This is a genomic window from Hydrotalea sp. (genome assembly GCA_030054115.1).
Taxonomy (GTDB): domain Bacteria; phylum Pseudomonadota; class Alphaproteobacteria; order JASGCL01; family JASGCL01; genus JASGCL01.
Genome location: JASGCL010000012.1, coordinates 11,452 through 34,316, shown reverse-complemented (window position 1 = coordinate 34,316; position 22,865 = coordinate 11,452). Strand labels below are relative to the sequence as shown.

The window sequence follows — 22,865 nt, the reverse complement described above, 5'->3', positions numbered from 1 at the left end:
TTATTATTTATTGCTTTGGTTTTTTGCTTTTAATTTTTCGGCCAGGTTGGCAAATGGTTTCGCCATTGGTTGTTGGGCAATGGCTTTGGTTGGCGCGGCGGTTTTTGATTTCTGGTGGGGCGTGGCATCGGGCAACCCATTAACATTGGCCAATTCGGCGCGGAAGGCAACCGGAATGGTCGCCCCGGGTTTTTTGGGAAAAGGGTTAAGGTTCAAGGATAATTCTTGCACCATTTGCTCCAGCGTATCAAGCTCATCGCCCGCGATTGGTTCCACGTCCTTATGTCTTTTTTCATCGTAATAGCGTTCTTCGATAAAATCAAGATGCAGGTCGCCGCTGATTTTTTCATCAAATTCGTCGAGCGTGATGACGCATTGTTGCCGCACCACCGCCGACCAATGGGACGCCATGTAATAAACTTTATTGTCCAATTTTTCGCATTTTATATCGGCGGTAAATTCGTCGAGCGCAATCAGGCGCAGGCGTTTTTCAATCGCGCGCAACATCTCGGCTTGCTTCTTATCGGATTTTTGCAATTGCCAATTTATTTCAATTGGCTTTTTTTTTAAATCGCGCAGGGTTACCCAGCCCTTGCGAAATATCACATGATGCGGGTGCGGGGCGGCGGGCAAGGGGCGGGGCGAGTTATTGACCCGTGCGGCGCGCGCACCAGCCAAGGATGCGGTGGGCGCGGTGGCGGTGCGTGCCATTTTTTTGCCCTTCGCGCTATTTTTTACAAGTGGTTTTTTTTTCCCTTTTGCCATCATGATGCGATAATTTTTTTAGTTGATGGGCGGTATGTCGGCCGTGCCCGCTTTATGCTTCAGGTATTTTTCGCAATCGATAAAATAATCCGCCAATTTTTTATAATTTTTTTCTTGTCCAATACCGAAATAAAATTCTAACAATTCGACCAATTTTTTTTTGTCATGCGTCATAAACACCGCGTGGTAACGTTTTAACCGCGCGTATAATTTCGCCGCCAAGGCCTTGACGCGTTTGCCGACCACCATGTCATGCACCCCCTCAACGCGGTAGGAATCTTCAATCTCGCTAATCATGCCGTTCATGATGGCCTGGCGCAATTTGTGGTCGTTGATGGACGGCATGACGACCGCCAAAAAAATAGCGACGACGTTCATGCGGCCCTCGGTATTATCCTTGATATGGTTGCCATGGAGCAGGATATCGATAATTTTTTGTTGCCGCGCCGCGATGTTGCAACGATACAACCATTGTTTGGCCAATTGGTTGTTACGTTTTTTGGTGGCAAAAAAAAACGTCCCTACCCTTGCCAGCCCTGCGCCCAATGTTGCAATGGTATTTTTCATAACCATGAGCTTATTGCTGTTGGTTGCGCCCCTATTCTTTGCTTACCTGTTGCTTGGCGATAATGTGATATTCGTCCAATTTTTTATTCAACGCCTCGGCCGACAATGATTTGCCTTTTTCCTTGGCTATCGCCATGGCCTCGGCCACGACATCGTCGCTACCTGGTTTTTCGAAATCGGCATCAACCACACGGTCGACAATGGCGGTTTTGTCGCCGCCAACCTCCCCCGCCAGCCATTCGGCGAACAATTTGTTGCGGCGCATGGTGGCTTTAAATTCTTGCTCTTTGCTTAGTTGAAATTTTTTTTCTTCGGAGCGTTCGCGGTCATTAAAATTTGTCATGGTCTGATAATCCTTTCTTTGTGTGATTATATACCTATTGCCATAAAAGAAAAAACCAGTTATGTCAAAAAATATCTTATTTCTTGCACGCGCCTATAGCTCAACTGGATAGAGCGTCTGACTACGGATCAGAAGGTTGTGGGTTCGACTCCTGCTAGGCGCGCCAAGAAGAGCAATATATTTACGCTTCCGCTAAGGAGGCTTTTGCTTCCGCAGTCGAGACAAAAATTTTATTGTTTTTACCTCCGGCCAAACCCTGGCGAATTTATTGCGCTTCATTTCGTGCCGTGCTAATATATTTTCTGTAAAAATATAACCATGATAAAGGAAAACAAAAAACAATTTACGGGTGGTTGTTTATGTGGCGCGGTTCGTTTTGTCGCCAATATGGCCAAGGGGGCGGACGCGAAACCCCATACCTGTTCCTGCACCATGTGCCAAAAACATACCGGCGGTTTGACCGTTTCATGGGTGGAATTTGCCAAGGATGATGTTTCATGGGTTGGCGACCAACCCGCCATATATGATTCCTCCGCCCATTCTTATCGTGCCTTTTGCAAAAAATGCGGTAGCAGTCTTGGCGCGATTGATAAAGGCCCAACCCTTGCCCTGTTGTTGGGCGTGTTTGACAACCCAAAAGCAAAAGAATTACAACCAACCAGTCATTCTTATATATCCCATCGCCCCAAATGGTGGCAGGTAACCATCGGCAAGTAATAGCTACTACAGCAACGTGCGGTAATCCTTGGCGAGGTAGTCTTTTAATTTATCCAGCGCGCGGCCCTCGATTTGGCGGATGCGTTCGCGCGATACGGCGTATTTTGCTGATAGGTCTTCGAGTGTTTCCACTTCCTCCCCCAAATGGCGTTTCAACACAATTTCGCGTTCGCGCGGCGAAAGTTTTGCCATGGCGCGGGTGATGGTTTCTTGGCGGCGTTTGATTAAATCGCCGGCTTCGAGCGAGACATCGGGCGTGTCGCGGCTGTCGGCCAGCAAAGATTGCCAATCGGATTTTTCTTCGCCGTCGGTTTGTATTGGCGCGCTGAGCGATTGGTCGCCACCGCCCGACATACGTTGTTCCATTTGCGCTACGTCCTTTTCATCGACCAATAAATTATCGGCGATGGTTTTGACCTGTTCGGGGTTTAACGAATCGCCCAATGGCCGCCCCAACATCTGTTGCAACTTGACCTTGGCCTTGTTCAAATTAAAAAATAATTTTTTTTGTGCGGCGGTGGTGCCCATTTTGACCAGCGACCAACTGCGCAAAATATAATCATGAATCGACGCCTTTATCCACCACATGGCATAGGTCGACAGGCGAAATCCCTTCTCTGGTTCAAATTTGCGCACCGCCTGCATCAGGCCAATATTGCCCTCCGAAATTAATTCTGACATCGGCAAGCCGTAGCCGCGATAGCCAAAGGCGATTTTTGCCACCAACCGCAAATGGCTGGTAACCAATTTATGGGCGGCGTCGCGGTCGCCATGGTCTATCCAACGGTGCGCCAATGCTTGCTCCTCCGCCGCGGTCAATACCGGGTATTTTTTAATTTCTTGTAAATAACGCGCCAGCCCGTCTTCCTCCACCGATATCAACCCGCCGCTTGTGTTCTTGGCCGTGGGCTTGCTGGTGGATTTTTTTGCCGGCTTGCGGGGCTTGGCCGCCGCGCCATTTGCCATGCTATTTACCATGCCATTTACCATGGCCGCGTCGATGGTTTTTGCCGTTGCTGGTGATTTTTTGCCCAATTGTTTTGCTGGGGTGGCGGCGTCAAACGCGGCTATCACATCGACCCCGCCAATTGGCGGCGGCGGCGATACGTCGCGCAAAATGGTGGTTTTTTTGTTTGGCATGATATTTTCCCCTTTTTTCTTATTCTTTTGGAAACGGACGATAATTTATGTTGCGCACGTGATAACAAGGCATCTACATCGCCTGCGTTTTTTTGGTTTTATCAACTTTGCATTATCACCGATAAGGCTTCCCTCAAAAAAAATAGCTTGGCCGTAAGGGGCTATAGCGATCATCTAACCTTTACCATTTGGTGGCAATAAATTTATTCGTCTGTCACGCGCCCTCACCCTTTCTCATAGCATATAGGCACCCGAAAATCAATTTTCAATATCTTGCGCTATCATCGGGCACTTATATCCCTGCTTACACAAGACAGAAAATGAAAAGGACTAACCAATTTTCTTGGCTGGTCGGGCAGTCAAAACGAAGTGCGCCAATTGGTCAATAGCATATCTATAGGCTGACAACGAGGGGCGACCACCATAGAAATGCGGAGAGAATTTTTTTAGGTTTGTTTTTCATTGTTTTGACAAAACATTAGATAATTTACCTATAATAAAACCTATTAAAATTTGAACTATAGTATTTGCTAACGCGCTCATTTTTTCCTTATCTAAATAGTCTACTAATTTCTCTATGGGAAATAAATAATAAACAGCAACGATTATAGCCAAAGAAAAATAAATCCATAACAATATTATTGTTACATAATGTAAATGCCATCTAAATTTTTTCGCTAGGCTAGCAATCTGTTCATTTTTTTGATGTAATCTTAATTTCTCATAATACTCAAAATCGGAGTTAGGCAACCTATCACCCGGTTCACTTTTTTCGGCCGATAAAAACTTATCTTTCATTATTTATTTTATGAATTTTGTAAATTCTTTTTTAAAATATGGCTTTATTATATCATCAGGTATTTTTATTTTTAATAACTCGCTTATGGTTATATCGTCAAAATCTGTATCACCAGACACCTTTTCCCACGGAGAGCCTTTTTCATGGGAAACTAATGATAAGGTATTAGCAGAATATTTTCCGATATTCTTTATCAAGTTATCTATTATTGTTTTTTCTTTTTCATTAGGAATGAATTGGTTATCTTCATAAAATTTTATGTTGCCAGTATTTTTAATATAAAAAAACACATCAGGGAAAACGGGGCCGTATTTCCAAGCGCAAGGTTGTTCATCTACTAATCTTGATTCTGTGAACGCTAAAATACATCCATAAGAAAAATAAAGAAGTTTTTGTATTTTTGTGTTATTATAATTATATTGTGGTAATTTTTTTTCAACCGCATACTTATCGCAAATTTCAGCAATATATTTTGCAACTGCTCTACTATCGTTTGTCATGTTCTTATTCCTATAAAGCTAGTATAAACCATTTTTAGTATTTATTGCAAGCATCATCGCTTACCAGAAGCAGTGCACCTTAATAAGCTCGGCATGCTTCAACAACTTATATTGCAAATTTTGAACCATGCTTGAAGGCTATTGAAATGACTCTTGATATTTAATGAATGTCTAAACAGGAATGTATAAGGCCCATATATCATCCATTTTTGGTTGTTGACAAGTTTGTTTTTTCGTTATAGTTTAGTCGCCATGAAAATGAATAAATTAAAAACTAATAAGATTGCCTTTTGGGCGGTCGCAACCTTTGCCCTGCTGTTCAGCCTGTGGGGCGCGTATAATGGCTATTGTTATTTTACATCGTCGCCCGAGGACATGGTGGCAAAAATGACCAGCATGGGCGCGAACGAAGACCAAGCCAAGGCCGCAATTGATTTTTTTAACAACCTGCCATTTTGGTATGATGCGGTTTATGCGATTTCGCTTATCGCTGGCGTCTTGGCAACCGCGTCATTGTTGGCGCGTAAAAAATGGGCGGAACAATTATATTTGGTATCGCTGGTCACCATGGTGATTGCTTTTATCAGCGATTATGCCTTGGGTTTTTTTACATTGGTGGGCGATATGCAACCCTCCATGGCCAGCATGATGGCCGTGACCTATGTTATTATTACCGCGATAGCTACCTTCCTCTATTGGTGGGCAAAAAAATTGGTGGCGCGCGGCGACCTGTCGTAAAAAAATTATATTGTTGGTAGGTCGCTTTTTTTGGCGAGGGCGACATAATGGGGCGCGGTCCAATCCATCATTTTTTTATCGCTGTCGTTGATATCGCGCATTTTTTTGGCCGGTGACCCCGACCATAATTCGCCCGACGGAATGGTTTTGCGCGGCGTCAGCATGGCGCCAGCCGCCAGCATGGCGTGGCTTTCGATGGTTGCGCCGTCGAGCACTATCCCCTTCATCCCGACAAAACCATGCGATTTGATGGTGCAGGCATGGATAAGTGCCATGTGGCCGACCGAAACATCGTCGCCGATGGTGGTTGGCATGTTTAGGTTTACGTGGATGACCGTGCCGTCCTGGATATTACATCTTGCGCCGATGGTGATTGGTTCGTCGTCGCCGCGCAGAACGCAACCATACCAGATATTACTTTCCGCGCCGATGATGACATTGCCGATAATCACCGCGCCGGCGGCGATGCGCGCCGTGGGGTGAATGGTCGGCATGACACCGCGATATGGAATGATAAGTGGTTTGGTCATAAATCTTGCCTCACCATTATTCTAAGCCAAGGACAACGTATTTGCAATATGGCGTGGGTTATTCCTTAAGCAAGCGGTCGGCGTCAAGCGCGGCCATGCAACCCATGCCGGCCGATGTTACGGCCTGGCGGTAAACGCTGTCGGCGACGTCGCCGGCGGCAAACACGCCCGCGATATTGGTATTGGTGGTGCCGGCGGCAACTTTCAGGTAACCGGTTTTATCCATGTCGAGTTGCCCCTTAAAAATCTCGGTCGCCGGGCTGTGGCCGATGGCAACAAAAATCCCCTGCACGTCTAACGTGGTTTGTTTTTTGTCTTTGACATTTTCTATCACCGCCTGCTCGACGACCGCCGGTTCGCCCGACCCCTTGATATCGACCAATTGGCTATCCCAAATGATTTTTATCTTCGGGTTGTTTTTAACGCGGTCTTGCAAAATTTTTTCGCCCTTAAATTCATTGCGGCGGTGAATCAACGTAACTTGGCGGCACAAATTGGCAAGGTAAAGGGCTTCCTCCATCGCGGTGTTGCCGCCGCCAATCACCAAGACATCTTGGTCTTTGTAAAAAAACCCGTCGCAGGTCGCGCAACCCGAAACGCCAAAGCCTTTAAATTTTTCCTCGACCGGCAAACCCAACCATTTTGCATTGGCACCGGTCGCGATAATAATGGTGCGACCGCGATAGGTTTTGCCGCTATCGCCGAACAGGGCAAAATTTTTCTTTTCAGAAAAATCGACCTTGATGATGGTGTCATTCACCACCATGGTGCCGGCCTTGGCGGCCTGCGCCCCCATTTCATCCATCAGCCATGGGCCCTGAATCGTTTCGCGAAACCCCGGGTAATTTTCAACGTCGCTGGTCGTCATCAATTGGCCACCGGGTTGCAGGCCGGTAATCATCAGCGGTTTTCGGCCGGCACGGGCGGCATATATCGCCGCGGTGTAACCCGCCGGCCCGGCACCGATGATAATCATATCGTGAATGGTTTCTGTGTCGCTCATCTTAATCCTTATTTATTTTTTTTATGCTTGGTGCGCAGGAATCGTAACGCGCCGGTTGCGCCACATACTTAGCCAAGTTTTTGTTGTTGCGCTTGTTCTGTTTGCTCTATTTTTGTTGCGGTCATCATTTTTTTCGATGGGGTTCTTTCCCTCAGGCTACCCCTGATATAGGTGCCAACCTTGAATAATACAACCCGCCGCGCCGCGACGGTAACAACCTCCCGCGTTTTGGGGTTACGGCCGGGGCGGGCGGCCTTATCCCGCAGGGAAAAACTGCCAAAGCCGGCTAATTTAACGCCATGGCCAGCCGCCAGTTCGCTGATGATGCTATTCATCATATCGTCCAAAATTTTTTCGCAACGCAGCACCGACAGGTTATTTTTTACCGCCACCGCCATTGCAATGTCTTTTTTAACGATTGTTTTTTTTATTGCCATGATAGTCAGAATAAGGTAGGTTGCCTCTCGGGTAGTTCGATATGACTTTAAGCAAAGCCAACAAAAAAAGTAAAGAAAAAAATCTTCTGCCGTAAGGCTCATCCGCAGTTTTTTTTTAGAAAAATATATCATGGCCATAAAAAATAGCATCCGTTCAATGCCGCGCCTCGGCAAGGCCAAAGCTGGCGCAACCGCCCACAGAAATCATGTTAATGAAATCGGCCGCAATAACCGATGGCAACGCAACGGGTTGGAGCGTTTTCACGCCTCCCTCACCAATTCGCTCGATGGGTTGCGCGCTGTCTTCGTGTCGGAGCAAGCCTTCCGCTGGGGGATTTACCTTGGCCTGGTATTTTTCGGTAGCCTGTTCCTTACCAATTACTTGACCGGTTTGGAACTGAGCCCCACCGCGTGGCTTTTTTTATTATCAGGTTACCTGATGTTATTGGCCTTCGAGTTGATTAACTCATCGATGGAGATTTTGGCTGATATCGTCCACCCTGATTATCACCTGCTTATCAAGGCGGCGAAGGACATGGGCTCGGCGGCGGTTTTTTTATGCTACCTGTTCAACGGCGCGGTATGGATAATATTGGTTATTATACCGGTGCTAAAAATATTGTTTTAAATTACTTTTTAAATTTATCCAATTTTGAGCTGAGCTCTTGAATCTTTTTTCCTTGGCGTTCGGCCAGTGATTTCAAAGCGTCGATATCGTCGTTGCGGGCTTGAATCGCCGCATCCTTGCCGCGATTAAACAGGCCTTTTATTTTATTTTTTATCTTGCCGCCGAGTGATACGGCTTTGGCCTTGGCCTTTTCCTCGGCGTCTATGGTCATGTCCTTAACCTTACGGCCAAAATCGACCACATCTTCTTGCGCCGCATCTTTTGCGCGCTTTGCCTTTTCACCAAATTCGGCGGCATTGTGTTTTGCTATGTCCTTGACGCTGTCCTTCACGCCACGCGCGGCAACCGCCACGTCATGCAAACGTTCGTTCAAATCGTTGGTGCCCTTAACATTAATTTTTTTTATCATTTTTTATCCTTATGTGTATTAGCGTTGTTCTTTTTGGTGGTTGATGGTTTATTGTGGCTAGCATGCTGGGTGGCGGAATATTGCGGCGCAACATCTTTTGGCTGGCGCGCCCTCGTCCGCTCCGTCCTCAATATGCTGATGATTTCCCTTGCAATGACATAAAGAGAGCGAACACGCCAATCATGCTTTAGCATCCTTTCAATCACCCCACCCTCTTCAAGTAGTTTATAAAAACCCGCGACCGCTTGCTTAGCTATATCGGTCAAAATATCCTTGCGCGATGACTTGTCTGTCTGTTGCCAATTTTTTAATAAATAAATAAGTTGCTTGTGCGGCGCGTAATTGTCACGCAACCAACGGCGCATGAATGGTTCGGCCAATTCCCAAATGCTGGTGGTGCGCGACAACATGCGCGACAGCCCCTCGGCCATGATAATTGTTTTTTGCAACAGCAACAGGTTGGTGCGCGGCGTCATGCCAAATTGCCGCAGGGTGGCAAAAAGTTGCGGCAAAAATTTCGCCAGCGAAATATCATTGCTGTTTTTGCCCAACCAGACCTCGCCAATCGCGCGCAACGCGGCGGTGAATTCTTTGCGGTATTGGTCGTTGATTCTATCAACCGGCAAAAGGCCGATTTTTTCATGCGCCAGCGCGACCTTTTCATAATCTCTTTCTAAAAATCCGGATAACATTTCGGCCAAGAACATTTGGTGGTTGTGGTCGATGCGCCCCATGATGCCAAAATCTATCGGCACCAGCGCACCACGGCGGGTAAAAAACAAATTCCCCGGGTGCAGGTCGGCGTGAAAAAAACCATCGCGAAAAACCTGCAAGCAAAAAACCTCGGCCGAGGTGGCGAGCAATTGTTCTTTATCCAGCCCGTATTTTTTAAAATTTTCGTCGTCGTCGATGCGAAAACCATCGACCCATTCGATGGTTAAAACATTGTCTGACACGCCCTGCCAATAAACGGTCGGCACGTAAAATTTGTCCTGCATGGCAATAAAATTCTGCGCCAATTCGGCGGCCGATGAAGCCTCGTTCCTTAGGTTCAATTCCTTGGCGGTAATATTTTCAAAAGTTTCGACGATTGCGACGCTGTTCATTTCGCGCGCCAGCGGGAAAAAACGTTGCGCCCAATGGGCAAGGTTTTTTAACCGCCGCACGTCGCGCAAGAATAATTGACGGATATTAGGGCGGAGGATTTTGACCGCGACTTTGCGCCCTTGGAAAGTTGCGGCATAAACCCCGGCGACCGACGCGGCGGCCACCGGTGTCGTTTCAAATTGTTCGAACATATCGTCGACCGCAAGGTTGAAATCTTGGCTGATGGTTTGCTCGACATGGCGAAACGGGAATGGCGGCAATTTGTCTTGCAGGCCGGCAAGGGCGAAGGCGACATCGGCCCCGACGATATCGGCGCGCACCGAAAGCCCCTGGCCAAATTTTATGGCTATCGGGCCCAGGGCAATCAACGCGCGGTTAAAATTTTTGCCCTTGGTGCTGAACAGGTGAAAAAAAATGGCTAGCGGAAAAAAAATGCCGCGCAACAAATAATATTGCCAGCGTTTGATAAAGGGGCGAAAAACCCACAGCGAATCATACACCCCGAACAGCAGGATAATTTTGCTGAGTAACAACGCGGCGTCGACGAAAGAAAAAGATTTTTTTATCATATTTTTTTTATTGGTTGGTCTGCAACCTGTGACAGCAGGTCGCGGGCGTAACAACCGCGGTCGCGAAATACAAACCATGGTTGGATGTCCAACAATGGTTTTAGCACGAATGCACGTTCAAAAGCCAATGGGTGCGGAATGGTTAAATTATCAAGCTTTAAACATTGCTCGCCATAGCTAATAATATCCAAATCAATCGGGCGCGGTTGGTGGCGCGTGCCATTATCGACGCGGCCAAATTCTTTTTCAAGTTTTTTTAATTCGGCTAACAATTGCAATGGTTCTTGCCGCCCGCGATAAACCACCACGGCGTTTAAAAAATTATCTTGGTTTTCATTATATTGCGGCGCGCTGTTATAAATTGGGCTTACCATCACGACCTGCCCCAAGCGGTTTAATGCCGCGATAGCCGCCGTGATATTTTTTGCGATGTTTTTTTCGCGGCTGGTTGGTTTGTCGCTTGCGTCATCATTATCGGCCGCCATGTTACTGCTCATGTTGCTACCAAGCGCAATGATATAATCGGGGCGATGGCCATGGTGGAGCGCGCCCAGCACCCGCGCCATGTCAAACGCCGGTGCAACATCATGCACCCGCACGATGACGGGAAACATGTCATTGTTGTCCGGTTGGTTTTTATCATGTGGCGCGCGGTCGGTTTTTGTTGGCCCTGCTACATGACTCAGCACCCGTTGCAGGGCGACCGATTCCATCACCGTGCCGCCAATCAAACGTGCGTTGGTATCTTGCGCCAAATCTCGTCCCAGCAATTTGCCGATGAAACTTTTCCGGCTGATCCCCACCACCAATGGCAAGCCCAAAGATTTATAGACCGGCATGTTATTGATGAGGGCGAGCGAATCCTCAATCGTTTTGCCAAAACCAAAACCAACATCGAGCATGATTTTATCCTTAGCGATGCCGGCGGCGGTTATTTTTTCTATCGCCTGCTTAAAAAAATAATTAATATCATCAATAACATTTTGGTATTGGCCGCCGTGGTAACTGGCACCGAGGTTTTTATTTTTTTCGATGGCGGCCTTATACATCTCATCCGTGCTGGCAATTTTATTGCCACGCGCAACCCCATTGTGCATGACGATATAACCAAATAATTTTTCGTGGTGGCGCGATAAGACGGCGAGCATGTCGGCATCGCGCTTTTCATCCAAGCCAAAGGCCACGTCGTTGATAATCAAACGCGGCGCAACCGCCAGCGAAAACATCGCCTCGACAACCGCCGGTTTTTGGCTGTCGATACTGATGGGCAGGGACGGAAAATATTTCGCCACCGCGCGAACAAATGGCGTCAGGCGTTTTATTTCATCGTCTACGCTGACCGGTGTCGCGCCGGGCCGGGTGCTTTCACCGCCGATGTCGATAATATCCATGCCGGCGCGCAATTTTTCACGCACCATGGCGACTACCGATTCTTCGTCGCCGATGTTTTGATTGGCAATGCCGTCGCCCGAAAAACTATCGGGGGTAACATTGACAATCGCCATCACCAATGGTCGCGCTTGTGGCCGATAATGACCGGATAAAAAATTTTGTAAGGTGTCTTGTAAGTTCATTGAAACTATGGTTTATTTTCTATAGCATGCTTGATTACGAAATTCATTTGAAAAACTTGGGGGTTATGATGTCGCTCGGCATCCACCCCAGCGAAAAACAGCAACCACAACGGGTGGTTATCGATGTCACCTTGACCTGCGCCGTGCCAAAAAAAATGGCGATAGATGACGTGGTCGATTACGATAAATTAAGCCAGGCGATTGTTGCGATATGCACCGCGCGCCATGTTGATTTGTTGGAGGAATTGGCCGACAGCATCGCCGACCATTGCCTTGGGCTATCGCCCGTGACCCGCGCCGACATTACCATTGCCAAGCCCGAGGTTGCGAAATTATTGGGCGGCCAGGCAACCCCGATGATAAGGTGGGTGAAAAAACGCGGTTAAGAAAGATTGGTTTTCTTAATTCTGCCGGTCAGCAAAAGATAAAAATACAACAATGGCCGCGATTTTTTTAAAAGCGATTTTCTGATATACAAACCATCGCCAAAACTATTTTTATATTCCTTAATCCACTTGGTGTAGACGCGCACCATGTCATATTGCGCCAAAAATTTATCAATGTCGCCAACCAACGCGCACCCTTTATACAATTCAACTTGGTTGATTTCTGAATAGACATAATCAATTTTTTTTAATGTTTTGGTCGCCCCTTTCAAAACCTCTAATTCATAGCCCTGGACATCCATCATCAAAAAATTATAATCATTTTTTTTATCAAGCGCATCATCCATTTTTTTCATTTGCACCATTTCGGTTTTATCAAAACGAACATGTTTGGCGTAATCCAAATGTTCTTTTGGTTGCAACAGCGAACTGCTGGCCGCATGGTTATCGGCAACATTCATCGCGATTTTTTTTGTGTCATTGCCCAATGCAACCGGATAGATAGTAATTTTTTTATTTTTACCAAATTGCTTCCGCAACAGCTTCAAGCTGCTTTGCAGTGGTTCGAAAACGGCTATCGCCTGCACGCCCTGATTTATGAATATCGGAATCTCTTGCCCCAAATGGCCGCCGACCTGCACCATGGATTTTATATTTAAATTATATTTTTTTATCAATTTTTTGATTATTTTATTGGCGTCAGCATCAGTCAATATCAACGATTTTATTTTTTGTTTTACAAAGCGCAACATCGCCCACGCCCATGGCAGGTATCGTAATAGAATTTTTTTAATATATTGGCGCGCCGCCCGATAACAATGCTTGAAATAATTCATAATAATACCTCATCTTATTTGTTACCTAAATTGTAATAAAGTTACAACCAAGATAAAAATACAACAATGGTCGCGATTTTTTTAAAAGCGATTTTCTGATATATAAAGCATTACCGTCATAACCATCGCCCCACCATTCTGTGCAAGCACGCACAAAACCACGCTTCACCAACAGCCTGTCCAAATCAGCTATCATGGCGCACCCTTTGTATAACTCTTCGCGCGCTATTTCTGAATAAACATAATCTATTGTTTCTAGCATTTTGGTTGCGCCCTTTAATACTTCGACTTCGTAACCTTGGGTATCCATTATTAAAAAATTGGCATTATTTATTTTGCCGATAAATTTATCCAAGCGGAACATATCGACAAGCTCGGTTGTGCTAAAGCCAATCTCGGGATAATACTCAAGGTGTTTTTGGGGTTGCAAGATAGAACTGCTCGCGGCCCAATTATCCGCAACATACATCTTTACTTTTTTATTGTCATTTCCCAATGCAAATGGATGAATAATTATTTTATTATTTTCTGTCTGATGTTGTTTAACAATATATTCTAGTCTCTCTAAATTATATTTTACTGGTTCGAATATATCTATTCTCTTTATACCTATCAAAAGCAGTGACTTGATTTCTTCGCCATGATGCCCGCCAACCTGGATAACGCCATTGACTGCCAATTTGTATTTTTTCACTAACCTGACAAGCGGCGAGCCTAAATAATTTTTAAGCAATTTATCGGTATAAGATTTTTTTGCTGATTTAAGAAATTGCCAACCATTTGGCGAATGATCCATAAGCCACCGTTTTATTTTTTTACGCAACTGAAAATAAAACAACATTTTAAAAATATCCTTCTTTTTTGCGTTTTTCCATCGCGCCGACCGTGGCGCGGTCGTCCATCCGCGTCGCGGCGCGTTCGGAAATGGTCGTGCCCAATGTTTCGGCAATAATTTTATCAATCGTGTCGGCGGTGCTGAGCACCGGGCAGGTAACACTGCGGTCACCGACGGTGCGAAACCGCACCGATAATTTTTCCAATTGCTCGCCCGGGCGCATCGGCATTAAATCATTCACCGGAATAATCGTGTCGCCGCGCCGCACCACGTCGCGTTGGTGGGCAAAATAAATCGGCGGCAGGGGTAATTGCTCGCGGCCGATATATTCCCAAATATCAAGCTCGGTAAAATTCGATATCGGAAAAACCCTCAAGTGCCAACCCGCCAAGACATGCGGGTTATAGAGCGACCATAGTTCCGGCCGTTGGTCTTTCGGATTCCAACCGCCGAATTCATCGCGGATTGAAAACACCCGTTCCTTGGCGCGGGCGCGTTCTTCATCGCGCCTCGCCCCGCCCATCAGTGCCAGCCATTTATGTTTATCGATGGCTTCCAACAGGGTAACCGACTGCGCCGAATTGCGCGACGCGGTTTCGCTCGCCAAGCGCACCGAACCTTTTTTTATCGATTCCTCGACCTCGCCCACTATCATGTTGATGCCGTATTTTTTGGCCACCATGTCGCGGAACGTTATGACCTCCGGGTAATTATGGCCGGTGTCGATATGCACCGCGTCAAACGGCAGGGGCAGATTCGCGCCGGCGATGTGAAAAGCCTTATGTGCCAGGTGGAGGAGCACCATCGAATCCTTGCCGCCCGAAAACAACACGGCGGCGCGGCGACCCTCGCCCTCGGTGGTGGCCACCAATTCGCGGATGATATAGATCGCTTCGCGTTCCAACGCGTCAAGGTGGGGGTTATTTTTTTGAGTCATGATGGTTAATCGGCGCGCAATTATCGTTGCAGGTTGACCTCGTTAATGCCGCATTCTTTGTTGGCGGCGTCTTCCCACCACCAACGGCCGGCGCGAACATCCTCGGTTGCCTTGATGGCGCGACTGCATGGGTCGCACCCGATGGAGGCATAGCCGCGGTCGTATAATGGGTGGAGCGGCACGTCATGTTGGGCGAGGTAAGCGAAAACTTCCCCCTCCGACCAATCGAACAGCGGGTTATATTTTTGCAGGTGAAAACTTGTGTCTAGTTCTTGGAATGGGATGCTATCGCGCGTCACCCCCTGGCCCTGGCGTTGCCCCGTTACCCACAATGCCGCACCGTCAAGCGCGCGGCGCAACGGCGCAACCTTACGCACGCCACAGCAGGCCTTGCGCGCCGCCAGCGAATCGTAAAAACCATTCAGGCCATGGTCGGCTATCATCTTATCGACCTCATCCCTTGTCGGCAGAATCTTTTCAATCGTCAGGTTATATTTTTGTTCGACCCGCGTCAAATAATCATGGGTTTCGGTTGGCAAGCGGCCGGTTTCCAACATGAAAAAATCCGCGCCCGATAATGTCGCCACCGCCACCCAATGGTGCAATATCACCATATCCTCGGCCGATAAACTATTGGCGATTTTTTTTATCCCGGGTTGGTTTGCAATCTGTTGCAACCGCGCGCCGAGCGTTTTTATTTTTTCAGCAGCGATGTGCCCCGATGGTTTTTGCCATAAAAAATGCTTGGCATTGATGGATATTGCGTCGTTCATGGCGGTGCCGTTTTTAAAAATTACCTGATGGCGGTTTGATAAAAAACCGAAAAACTTTTTATCGCTGATTGCCAATCGACCAATTTTTTTTTGCCAACATCGGCCAGGTCAAACCCCGAGCGATAGAGCATTTGCGCCTGGTCGGGCAGGACCGGCCCCAGCGCGACCAATTTGCCCTTAAAACCGGCCTCGCGCCGCAACAGGTGCGCCAGCGAAAAACCGCGGCCATCGCGAAAGGTTAAAAATTCAATCGCCACCACGTCCGCTTCCGACAAATTATGAATCTGGGTCGCAACCTCGTCGATTGTTTTATCGGTTTGGAATGTCGCGACTGGTGATAAAGTTTCCACCGCCGTGCCATTTTGTAAATCAACCCACATTATTTTTTTGCCCCCTGCAGGACGGCTTTAAATTGTTCGACGCCGATTCTTTTTGCGGTTTCAAGGAAGGTTTCCGTGCCTTGCTTATTGGCCTGGTAAACGCCGGCAAAATTTTTCATCGCGGCGGGAATCTCATCCGCCGGAATGGCATGGCCCAAGATTTGCCCGATGGAGGCGTCGTCGGTCGGGTTACCGCCGATGGATATTTGGTAGGCCTCGACGCCCTTTTTATCGACGCCCAAAATACCAATATGCCCCGAATGGTGGTGGCCGCAGGCATTGATGCACCCCGACATGTTGATGCGCACTGTGCCCAAATTATTTTCCAGCGGTGTCTTGGCGAATGATTTGATAATATCCATCGCTATCGGCAATGACCGCGCGTTGGCCAAACTGCAATAATCCAGCCCCGGGCAACATATCACGTCGGACGCCATGTCTTTCCGCCCATCGGCCAAACCCAATTTATCGAGGGCTTGGAATAATTTATAAACCTGCGAGGTTTCGACATAGGGCAGAACCAAATTTTGAATGTAGCTGACGCGAATTTCGCCGCGCGAAAATTCATCGGCCAGGTCGGCAATCAAGGCCATTTCGCGGTCGGTGGCGTCGCCGGGCATACGTTCGGCATCCTTCAGCACTATCGTTACCAATTTATACCCGGGTTGTTTATGGTCGTCGAGGTTGACGCTTGCCCAATCGGCAAATTTTTTATCGCCGGCCATCTGTTGTTGCAAATGTTTTTCTGAAAAATCTTTGTCTTTTAATTGCGGCTTGGTGGGTGCAAAATCTTGCAGGATACGTTGCTTAATTTTATCATCCAGGTCGAAACTTGTGTCTTTTATTTTTTGCCATTCGGCCTCAACCGCGGCGCGGTATTTTTCGATGCCCCATTCGTGCACCAAGATTTTTATTCGCGCCTTATACAAATTATCGCGCCGACCATAAAGATTATAAACCCGCAACATCGCGTCCAAATAACTCAGCAGGTGTTTTTTCGGCAAGAAATCGCGCACCACCTTGGCAACGAACGGCGTGCGCCCCTGGCCACCGCCGGCCAGCATTTGAAAACCAATTTCGTTTTTATCATTCGGGTTTGCCACCATGCGAATGCCAACATCGTGAAAGGCAATGGCCGCGCGGTCTTGCCGCGCACCGGTGATGGCGATTTTAAATTTGCGCGGCAGGAAAACAAATTCCGGGTGGATGGTCGACCATTGGCGCATGATTTCGGCCCAGGGGCGCGGGTCATCATATTCATCGGCCGCCACACCGGCAAATGGGTCGGTCGTTACATTGCGCACGCAATTGCCACTGGTTTGGATGGCGTGCATGTCAACCGCCGCCAGGTCGGCCAGAATATCCGGCGTGTCGACCAACTTTATCCAATTATATTGAATATTTTGCCGCGTCGTAAAATGGCCAAACCCACGGTCGTATTTTTTGGCGATCATGCCAAGTTGCCGCAATTGGCGCGACGACAAAACGCCGTAGGGTATTGCCACCCGCAACATGTAGGCATGCAGTTGCAAATAAAGCCCATTCATCAAGCGCAGGGGGCGAAATTCTTCCTCGCTCAAATCCCCGGTCAAGCGGCGGGCAACTTGGCCACGGAATTCCTCGACCCGCTCGGTCAGGAATTTTTTGTCTTGTGTTTGATATTGATACATGTTTTTTAATAGGTTGTTTTTACGTTTGCAATTTTAAGCCGACGGCCCGATGGTTGGTTTGTGGCGGGCGCGGATTTCTTCCTTGGCCGACAGGGTCATGATTTTTCCACCCTCGCTGACCACCACCGGAAAATCGTAAATGCCAACCACCACTTGCGCCGCATTTTTTTTTGCCTCGACCAGGGCATTTGGCAAATCGTCGTCGCTAAATTTACTGGCCGATTGCACATCGAGCGTCCACTTGTTTTCTGGATTTGCCGATTGAAAATAAACCACCAGCCCATCGTCCAATCGGTTGGCGGTGATGACATTGATGTTGTTGCTCATGATCTTACCTGTTATTTTTTATTATTGCTTGTTTAAGGATTTGGTCGTGGCGGTTGTGAAATGTATATCACGCGCGGGTTGACGCGCGTCATCGTTCTGGTCGGTTTCATAAATCGGTTTGAAGCCGCGCACCGCGATGCCGGCCTTTTCAAAACTTGCCTTTATCGCCTCGTAATTTTCTGCCGCGGCCAACACCGCGACCGCTTCGCCAGCGGTAATTTCCCCCCGCAGGTCGCTGACAATATTCGCCACAGCCGACGGGGTTGTTTGTTGCGCCGCGCTGATTTTTTTAATCACCACCTCGCGCCGCGCCAGGCTTAATATATCGGAAAAAATCGCGTCCTCGCCCATCACCACTATCGTGTCGGCATTTTTAATCGCCTGGAGCATCGCCAGCGACAAATCATCGCACCCACCCTGGTTTGCCTGCAACCCGAGCAAAAACAAATTATTATGCTGGCGAAATTTTTCATGGTCGCCGCGCAACAACGAAGCCAATAATGTTTCCACCGCGTCATCGATATGGCCACGATTTATTTCATCGCGCGCGGTGCGCACCATAGTGGCCACCTCGCCCTGCAAAAATTCTTGCCAGAACAGGCGGCGTTTTAAGCCCATCGGCAATAATTGATTAACGCGTGGTCGATATTGCCGCGCCAACGCCATCAGCGGCCCAACCTCGGCCGGAATCGCCTGCTCCAACTTTTGCCGAATATCGGTGGCCAACACCGGCACAATGCCGTCGGTGGCGATAGCCACCGTCAACGGCCGCCGGTCGACCATCGCGCCAAATGAAAAACTGCTTTTTTCAATATTGTCGGCGACGTTAATCGGCAGGCCAATTTCCAAACACAATGGGTATAACAATTCGACAACCGCCGTCAATTGCGGGTCGACAACCACCAACGGCCGGCCGGCCAAAACCGCACGCCATTTTTTCTTATCCTTGGTGTTTTTTATTGGCGGCAAGATTTTTATTTTACCGCTGGCGGCAAATTTTTTTAACTCGGTCGGCAATGTATCGCACATGATATCAACCCGCCCAGCGCGCAACAACAGGGTGCGCACCTTGGCCACCGCCAAATGGCCATTGCCAATCACCAGCGGCGTGGCGTGGCGCAAATTTAAAAATATCGGAAAACTATCCATCGTTTGTTAATCCTGTTATTGCCGTAAGGATTCCGGGGTTAAGGCAACCTCGAGCCCATCCAAATCCTTGGTAATCAAAATCTGGCATGACAGGCGTGAATTTTTTCCCGCGCCCGATACCAAATCGAGCATGTCCTTTTCATCGTCTTGCATCGCCGGCAGTTTTTTCACCCAACCATCGGCTACCTTAACATGGCAGGTGGCGCAGGCCATTGCCCCGCCGCAATCGGCCAATATCGGCAGGTCGTTATCGCGAATCGCCTCCATCAATTGGTAACCCAATGGCGCGTCGATTTCATCAACCTTACCGGTTTTATAATTTTTAACTTTTACCTTTATCGACATGGCTTATTATATCACTTTCAGCAATCTTTGCAATTTGGTTGACGAGGTGGTGTATTGCATCGCCACCCGTTCATCCGGCGATAACAATTTTTTTGCCGCGATGGCCATCAGGGCGGCCTCGTGGAAACCAGACAATATCAGTTTTAATTTCCCCGGGTAATAATTAATATCACCAATCGCAAACACCCCCGGCAGGTTGGTGCGGAAGGCTTCGGTATCCACCAATATCAAATTTTTATCGGCCGCCACCTTCTCCCCCGTGCCAAGCGTCAGCCCCCAATTGGCAAGCGGCCCAAGTTTCATGCTCAAGCCATAAAAGGGTAAAAAATTATCGACCATCACGGTTTGCTCGACGCCGTCGTTTTCTATCACCACGCCGCTTAATTTATCCTCGCCCAATAATTTTATTGGGTTGCCAAGGTAAAATTGCACGCGGCCGGATTCTATCATCTCCTCCAATTTTTTAACCGATGCCGGTGCGCCGCGAAATTCGCGCCGCCGATGCACCAGACCGATTTTTGCCGCGCGCTCGGCCAAATTCAATGTCCAATCCAGTGCCGAATCGCCGCCACCGGCGAGCAAGATATTTTTGCCGTCATATTGGTTGATGTTGCGCACCGCGTAAGCAACGCCGCGCCCCTCATAATTTTCGATACCATCTATCGATGGTTTTTTGGGTTGGAACGAACCGCCGCCGGCGGCTATCACCACAATTTTGCTTTCAAAAACCGCACCGCCGTCGGTGGTTAATTGCCAACCATCCTGGACGCGCTCTAACGTCTCAACCATGTGGTTGAAATGGAAGGTCGGGGCGAATGGTTCAATCTGCTGTAGCAGGTTATCGGTCAGGGCCTGGCCCGACACCACCGGCAGGGCGGGAATATCATATATCGGTTTGTCGGGGTAAAGTTCGGCGCATTGCCCACCGGCCTTGCCCAAAATATCTATCACATGCGCCGATAAACCATGCAGTCCCAATTCAAACACCGCAAACAACCCCACCGGCCCGGCACCGATAATCACTACATCCGTTTTTATTTTATCGCTCATCTTCGCTCCTTTATAATTTGTTCTATAGATTTTTTCTCGATTTGTTTCAAGCTTTAAATAGGTAAAATAGATTATTATTCCTTTTTTTTAATAATTATAGAATTAAATTCTATTTTATTCCTATTTTTTGCTTAAAAAGAGAATGTTATTCTATTTTATTTTTTTGGACGATTGTTTTATTCCTATTTTCGCCACAAATTGGTGGGTGGCGAAAAAAAATTTTGGTGGATTTTTTGTCGCGTAATCTTTATCGTTTTTTTTAACATCGCACAAGTTCTATCACGCATTTACGACCAATCACATGAAGCAATCCAAACCATTTCGTCTTGCCATCGCCGGCCTTGGCACGGTGGGGGCCAGCCTGGTGCAACTTATCGAGGAGCATAACAAAAAAATAACCGATGGCAATGGGCAAGTGGGGCAAGAAATCATAGGCCAACCGATTTCTATCGTCGGCCTATCGGCGCGCGATAAAAACAAAAAACGCGCCATCGATATTTCTACCTATGAATTTTTTTCATCGGCCGAGGAAATGGCGAGGGATGTTGATTACGATGCGCTGGTCGAGCTAGTCGGTGGGGTGGATGGCGTGGCGCCGGCCATTTGGCAATCGGCCATCGACCGCCACAAAACCATTATCACCGCCAACAAGGCACTGCTGGCAATGCGCGCCGGCGAATTCGTTCCCGCCATCGAAAAAAATAATAGCCAATTGTATTTCGAGGCCGCGGTGATGGGGGCGGTGCCGGTTATCGACACGATAAAAAATTCGTTGCGGTCGCTAGATATCAGTGGTTTTTACGGCATCGTCAACGGCACCTGCAATTATATTTTAAGCACCATGAAGGCAAAAAAATTGCCCTTTGCCGAGGTGTTGGCCGACGCCCAGCAAAAGGGCTATGCCGAGGCCGACCCAAGTTTTGATATCGACGGCACCGACGCCCTGCATAAATTGGTTATCCTGACGATATTGGCATTTGGCACCATGCCGAATATCGACAATATTTATACCCGTGGCGTGCGCGATATCGACAGCGTTGATATTCATTACGCCGGCCTGTTTAATTTTTCGATAAAATTATTTGCCACCGCCAAAAAAATGAACGACCAGATGATGTTGAGCGTCGAGCCGATGTTGATAGAAAAAAATCGTATCATGGCCAAGGTGGGGGATGCGCTAAACGCCATCAATATCGAAAGCACCGCCCGCGGGCCGTTGCTGTTAATTGGCCGCGGTGCGGGCGGCATGCCGACCGCGTCGGCCGTGTTGGCCGATGTTATCACCGCGCAGAATAATCAAATTGACGCGGGCGAAAAAACACCGCAAGCGGCGCACAACCTGCCCCATCTTCTGCCATTTGGTCGGCCATTTGCTGATATTATGAATAACAAATTATCTTTTAAAAATGTCAGCGATGACGAGGCGCGGTTTTATATCCGCCTGAGCGTTGCCGACAAGGTTGGGGTTATCGCCACCTGCTCGACCATTTTGCGCGACGCCGCTATATCGATAGAAAAATTACACCAGAACGATGATAGACCGGTCCATATCTCCATCATCACCCACGCCACGCGCCGCGAAAATATCGCCCAAGCCATTACCAAAATAAAAGAATTGGATGCGATATTAAAAGAACCCGTGGTGATGAAATTGTTATAGGGCGATTGACAACATCGGCGAACGAACCTATGACCTGGCTAAAGTTTATCCATTCTTACAAATTATTGTGCGCGACCTATAAATGGGACATATCGGGACATATATTGGGGCATAAAAAATCATGAAAAAACTATCCTTACTAGCGGCCATTATGGCTTGCCTATTGTTAGCCGCCTGCGCCAACCTGTCGCCATTACAAACCGCCTATATGCAATGCAAGGCCAGTGGCGCAAAAAGCGTCAGCAATGGCTCGGGCGCCAGCCCGCCGCTGTTGCTCGGCCTATACACCGAATATAATGGTTATAATTTTGATTGCCCAATGGTATTGGAAAATAAAGAGGTCAAAAAATCATTGCAAGATAAGGGCAAATTGGACAAAAATGGCAATGTGCCAAATTAGTAAACAAGTTAGTAAGACTGGAAACAAAGACCTGCAACCATTTTAACCCATTTATCATCCATTTCTGCCTAATCGATGATATTTTATGAATTGACTAAAGGGGTGAACCTATCTATGGTTGTCTATAATTATAAACCGCAATATGAGCATCATGAAAAAATCAACCAAGTTACTTGCCGCATTATTCGTCGCATCGCCGTTATTGACAACATTGCCGGCCACGGCCATGAACGGTGCCTATGATAGCAAAATATCGGCCCTCGCCGGTTATTATGGCTATACCGAGGTCAA

28 protein-coding genes and 1 tRNA gene are annotated in these 22,865 nt (G+C 47.7%); 7 read left to right on the top strand and 22 right to left on the bottom strand.

What is annotated here, in order from left to right; all coding sequences use genetic code 11:
* Positions 1–3: 3 nt before the first annotated feature.
* The 3 genes from QM529_03830 to QM529_03820 are packed head-to-tail and all read right to left on the bottom strand — an operon-like array spanning position 4 to position 1,675.
* Positions 4–768: a hypothetical protein gene (locus QM529_03830; GenBank protein MDI9313792.1), complete on the bottom strand. Its 765-nt coding sequence runs from the start codon at positions 766–768 to the stop codon at positions 4–6.
* A gap of 15 nt (positions 769–783) precedes the next feature.
* Positions 784–1,332, bottom strand: coding sequence for a ubiquinol-cytochrome C chaperone family protein (locus QM529_03825; GenBank protein MDI9313791.1), 549 nt, complete (start codon positions 1,330–1,332; stop codon positions 784–786).
* A 31-nt stretch (positions 1,333–1,363) separates the two neighbouring features.
* Positions 1,364–1,675 (bottom strand): DUF1476 domain-containing protein, encoded by a 312-nt coding sequence (locus tag QM529_03820; GenBank protein ID MDI9313790.1) that lies wholly within the window; start codon positions 1,673–1,675, stop codon positions 1,364–1,366.
* 89 nt (positions 1,676–1,764) lie between these two features.
* On the opposite strand from QM529_03820, the gene QM529_03815 reads away from it, so the two are divergent.
* A tRNA-Arg gene (locus QM529_03815) sits at positions 1,765–1,841 on the top strand.
* A gap of 152 nt (positions 1,842–1,993) precedes the next feature.
* Positions 1,994–2,392: a GFA family protein gene (locus QM529_03810; protein ID MDI9313789.1), complete on the top strand. Its 399-nt coding sequence runs from the start codon at positions 1,994–1,996 to the stop codon at positions 2,390–2,392.
* A gap of 6 nt (positions 2,393–2,398) precedes the next feature.
* Here QM529_03810 and rpoH read toward each other — a convergent pair whose 3' ends face one another.
* The 3 genes from rpoH to QM529_03795 all read right to left on the bottom strand — a co-directional run bounded on the left by rpoH (position 2,399) and on the right by QM529_03795 (position 4,831).
* Positions 2,399–3,532 (bottom strand): RNA polymerase sigma factor RpoH, encoded by a 1,134-nt coding sequence (rpoH, locus tag QM529_03805; GenBank protein ID MDI9313788.1) that lies wholly within the window; start codon positions 3,530–3,532, stop codon positions 2,399–2,401.
* A 459-nt stretch (positions 3,533–3,991) separates the two neighbouring features.
* Complete coding sequence (locus QM529_03800; protein ID MDI9313787.1) at positions 3,992–4,330, bottom strand: hypothetical protein; 339 nt, start codon at positions 4,328–4,330, stop codon at positions 3,992–3,994.
* A gap of 3 nt (positions 4,331–4,333) precedes the next feature.
* Positions 4,334–4,831 (bottom strand): DUF4065 domain-containing protein, encoded by a 498-nt coding sequence (locus QM529_03795; GenBank protein MDI9313786.1) that lies wholly within the window; start codon positions 4,829–4,831, stop codon positions 4,334–4,336.
* Between the two features lie 258 nt (positions 4,832–5,089).
* Between QM529_03795 and QM529_03790 the strand changes: the two genes are divergently transcribed.
* Positions 5,090–5,569, top strand: coding sequence for a hypothetical protein (locus QM529_03790; GenBank protein MDI9313785.1), 480 nt, complete (start codon positions 5,090–5,092; stop codon positions 5,567–5,569).
* Positions 5,570–5,574: 5 nt separating this feature from the next.
* Here the strand turns inward: QM529_03790 and QM529_03785 are convergent, their stop codons facing one another.
* The 3 genes from QM529_03785 to QM529_03775 form a co-directional block, all read right to left on the bottom strand.
* Positions 5,575–6,099: a gamma carbonic anhydrase family protein gene (locus QM529_03785; protein MDI9313784.1), complete on the bottom strand. Its 525-nt coding sequence runs from the start codon at positions 6,097–6,099 to the stop codon at positions 5,575–5,577.
* 58 nt (positions 6,100–6,157) lie between these two features.
* A complete protein-coding gene (trxB, locus tag QM529_03780; GenBank protein ID MDI9313783.1) occupies positions 6,158–7,102 on the bottom strand; it encodes a thioredoxin-disulfide reductase in 945 nt (314 codons plus the stop codon).
* A gap of 68 nt (positions 7,103–7,170) precedes the next feature.
* Positions 7,171–7,539, bottom strand: a complete 369-nt coding sequence (locus QM529_03775) for an HU family DNA-binding protein (GenBank protein ID MDI9313782.1) — start codon at positions 7,537–7,539, stop codon at positions 7,171–7,173.
* A 130-nt stretch (positions 7,540–7,669) separates the two neighbouring features.
* On the opposite strand from QM529_03775, the gene QM529_03770 reads away from it, so the two are divergent.
* Positions 7,670–8,167 (top strand): diacylglycerol kinase, encoded by a 498-nt coding sequence (locus tag QM529_03770; protein MDI9313781.1) that lies wholly within the window; start codon positions 7,670–7,672, stop codon positions 8,165–8,167.
* 1 nt (position 8,168) lies between these two features.
* Here QM529_03770 and QM529_03765 read toward each other — a convergent pair whose 3' ends face one another.
* The 3 genes from QM529_03765 to folK are packed head-to-tail and all read right to left on the bottom strand — an operon-like array spanning position 8,169 to position 11,826.
* On the bottom strand, positions 8,169–8,576 hold the full coding sequence (locus tag QM529_03765) for a hypothetical protein (GenBank protein ID MDI9313780.1): 408 nt from the start codon (positions 8,574–8,576) through the stop codon (positions 8,169–8,171).
* A complete protein-coding gene (locus QM529_03760) occupies positions 8,573–10,252 on the bottom strand; it encodes an AarF/UbiB family protein (GenBank protein ID MDI9313779.1) in 1,680 nt (559 codons plus the stop codon). The genes QM529_03765 and QM529_03760 overlap by 4 nt, the downstream gene beginning before the upstream one ends.
* A complete protein-coding gene (folK, locus tag QM529_03755; protein ID MDI9313778.1) occupies positions 10,249–11,826 on the bottom strand; it encodes a 2-amino-4-hydroxy-6-hydroxymethyldihydropteridine diphosphokinase in 1,578 nt (525 codons plus the stop codon). The genes QM529_03760 and folK overlap by 4 nt, the downstream gene beginning before the upstream one ends.
* A 26-nt stretch (positions 11,827–11,852) precedes the next feature.
* Here folK and QM529_03750 point away from each other — a divergent pair, with 26 nt between their 5' ends.
* A complete protein-coding gene (locus QM529_03750; GenBank protein ID MDI9313777.1) occupies positions 11,853–12,212 on the top strand; it encodes a dihydroneopterin aldolase in 360 nt (119 codons plus the stop codon).
* Here QM529_03750 and QM529_03745 read toward each other — a convergent pair.
* Genes QM529_03745 through QM529_03700 form a run of 10 tightly spaced genes read right to left on the bottom strand, consistent with a single transcriptional unit; the run spans position 12,209 to position 20,514 of the window.
* On the bottom strand, positions 12,209–13,048 hold the full coding sequence (locus QM529_03745) for an FkbM family methyltransferase (GenBank protein MDI9313776.1): 840 nt from the start codon (positions 13,046–13,048) through the stop codon (positions 12,209–12,211). The genes QM529_03750 and QM529_03745 overlap by 4 nt on opposite strands.
* A gap of 25 nt (positions 13,049–13,073) precedes the next feature.
* Positions 13,074–13,844 carry an FkbM family methyltransferase gene (locus QM529_03740; protein ID MDI9313775.1) on the bottom strand — a complete coding sequence of 257 codons (771 nt, stop codon included), beginning with the start codon at positions 13,842–13,844 and terminating at the stop codon, positions 13,074–13,076.
* 46 nt (positions 13,845–13,890) lie between these two features.
* Positions 13,891–14,820 carry a sulfate adenylyltransferase subunit CysD gene (gene cysD, locus QM529_03735; GenBank protein MDI9313774.1) on the bottom strand — a complete coding sequence of 310 codons (930 nt, stop codon included), beginning with the start codon at positions 14,818–14,820 and terminating at the stop codon, positions 13,891–13,893.
* A gap of 20 nt (positions 14,821–14,840) precedes the next feature.
* A complete protein-coding gene (locus QM529_03730; GenBank protein MDI9313773.1) occupies positions 14,841–15,593 on the bottom strand; it encodes a phosphoadenylyl-sulfate reductase in 753 nt (250 codons plus the stop codon).
* Between the two features lie 20 nt (positions 15,594–15,613).
* Complete coding sequence (locus tag QM529_03725; protein ID MDI9313772.1) at positions 15,614–15,973, bottom strand: DUF934 domain-containing protein; 360 nt, start codon at positions 15,971–15,973, stop codon at positions 15,614–15,616.
* Positions 15,973–17,643 (bottom strand): nitrite/sulfite reductase, encoded by a 1,671-nt coding sequence (locus QM529_03720; protein ID MDI9313771.1) that lies wholly within the window; start codon positions 17,641–17,643, stop codon positions 15,973–15,975. The genes QM529_03725 and QM529_03720 overlap by 1 nt, the downstream gene beginning before the upstream one ends.
* A 33-nt stretch (positions 17,644–17,676) precedes the next feature.
* A complete protein-coding gene (locus QM529_03715; GenBank protein MDI9313770.1) occupies positions 17,677–17,970 on the bottom strand; it encodes a DUF2849 domain-containing protein in 294 nt (97 codons plus the stop codon).
* A gap of 21 nt (positions 17,971–17,991) precedes the next feature.
* Positions 17,992–19,119, bottom strand: a complete 1,128-nt coding sequence (locus QM529_03710) for an NAD(P)-dependent oxidoreductase (protein ID MDI9313769.1) — start codon at positions 19,117–19,119, stop codon at positions 17,992–17,994.
* Positions 19,120–19,134: 15 nt separating this feature from the next.
* Positions 19,135–19,464 carry a 2Fe-2S iron-sulfur cluster-binding protein gene (locus QM529_03705; protein MDI9313768.1) on the bottom strand — a complete coding sequence of 110 codons (330 nt, stop codon included), beginning with the start codon at positions 19,462–19,464 and terminating at the stop codon, positions 19,135–19,137.
* Between the two features lie 6 nt (positions 19,465–19,470).
* Positions 19,471–20,514 (bottom strand): NAD(P)/FAD-dependent oxidoreductase, encoded by a 1,044-nt coding sequence (locus tag QM529_03700; protein MDI9313767.1) that lies wholly within the window; start codon positions 20,512–20,514, stop codon positions 19,471–19,473.
* A 301-nt stretch (positions 20,515–20,815) separates the two neighbouring features.
* Here QM529_03700 and QM529_03695 point away from each other — a divergent pair, with 301 nt between their 5' ends.
* The gene (locus QM529_03695; protein MDI9313766.1) at positions 20,816–22,174 is read left to right on the top strand and encodes a homoserine dehydrogenase; all 1,359 of its coding nucleotides are present in this window, start codon (positions 20,816–20,818) and stop codon (positions 22,172–22,174) included.
* Positions 22,175–22,295: 121 nt separating this feature from the next.
* Complete coding sequence (locus tag QM529_03690; protein ID MDI9313765.1) at positions 22,296–22,574, top strand: hypothetical protein; 279 nt, start codon at positions 22,296–22,298, stop codon at positions 22,572–22,574.
* Positions 22,575–22,865 lie beyond the last annotated feature (291 nt).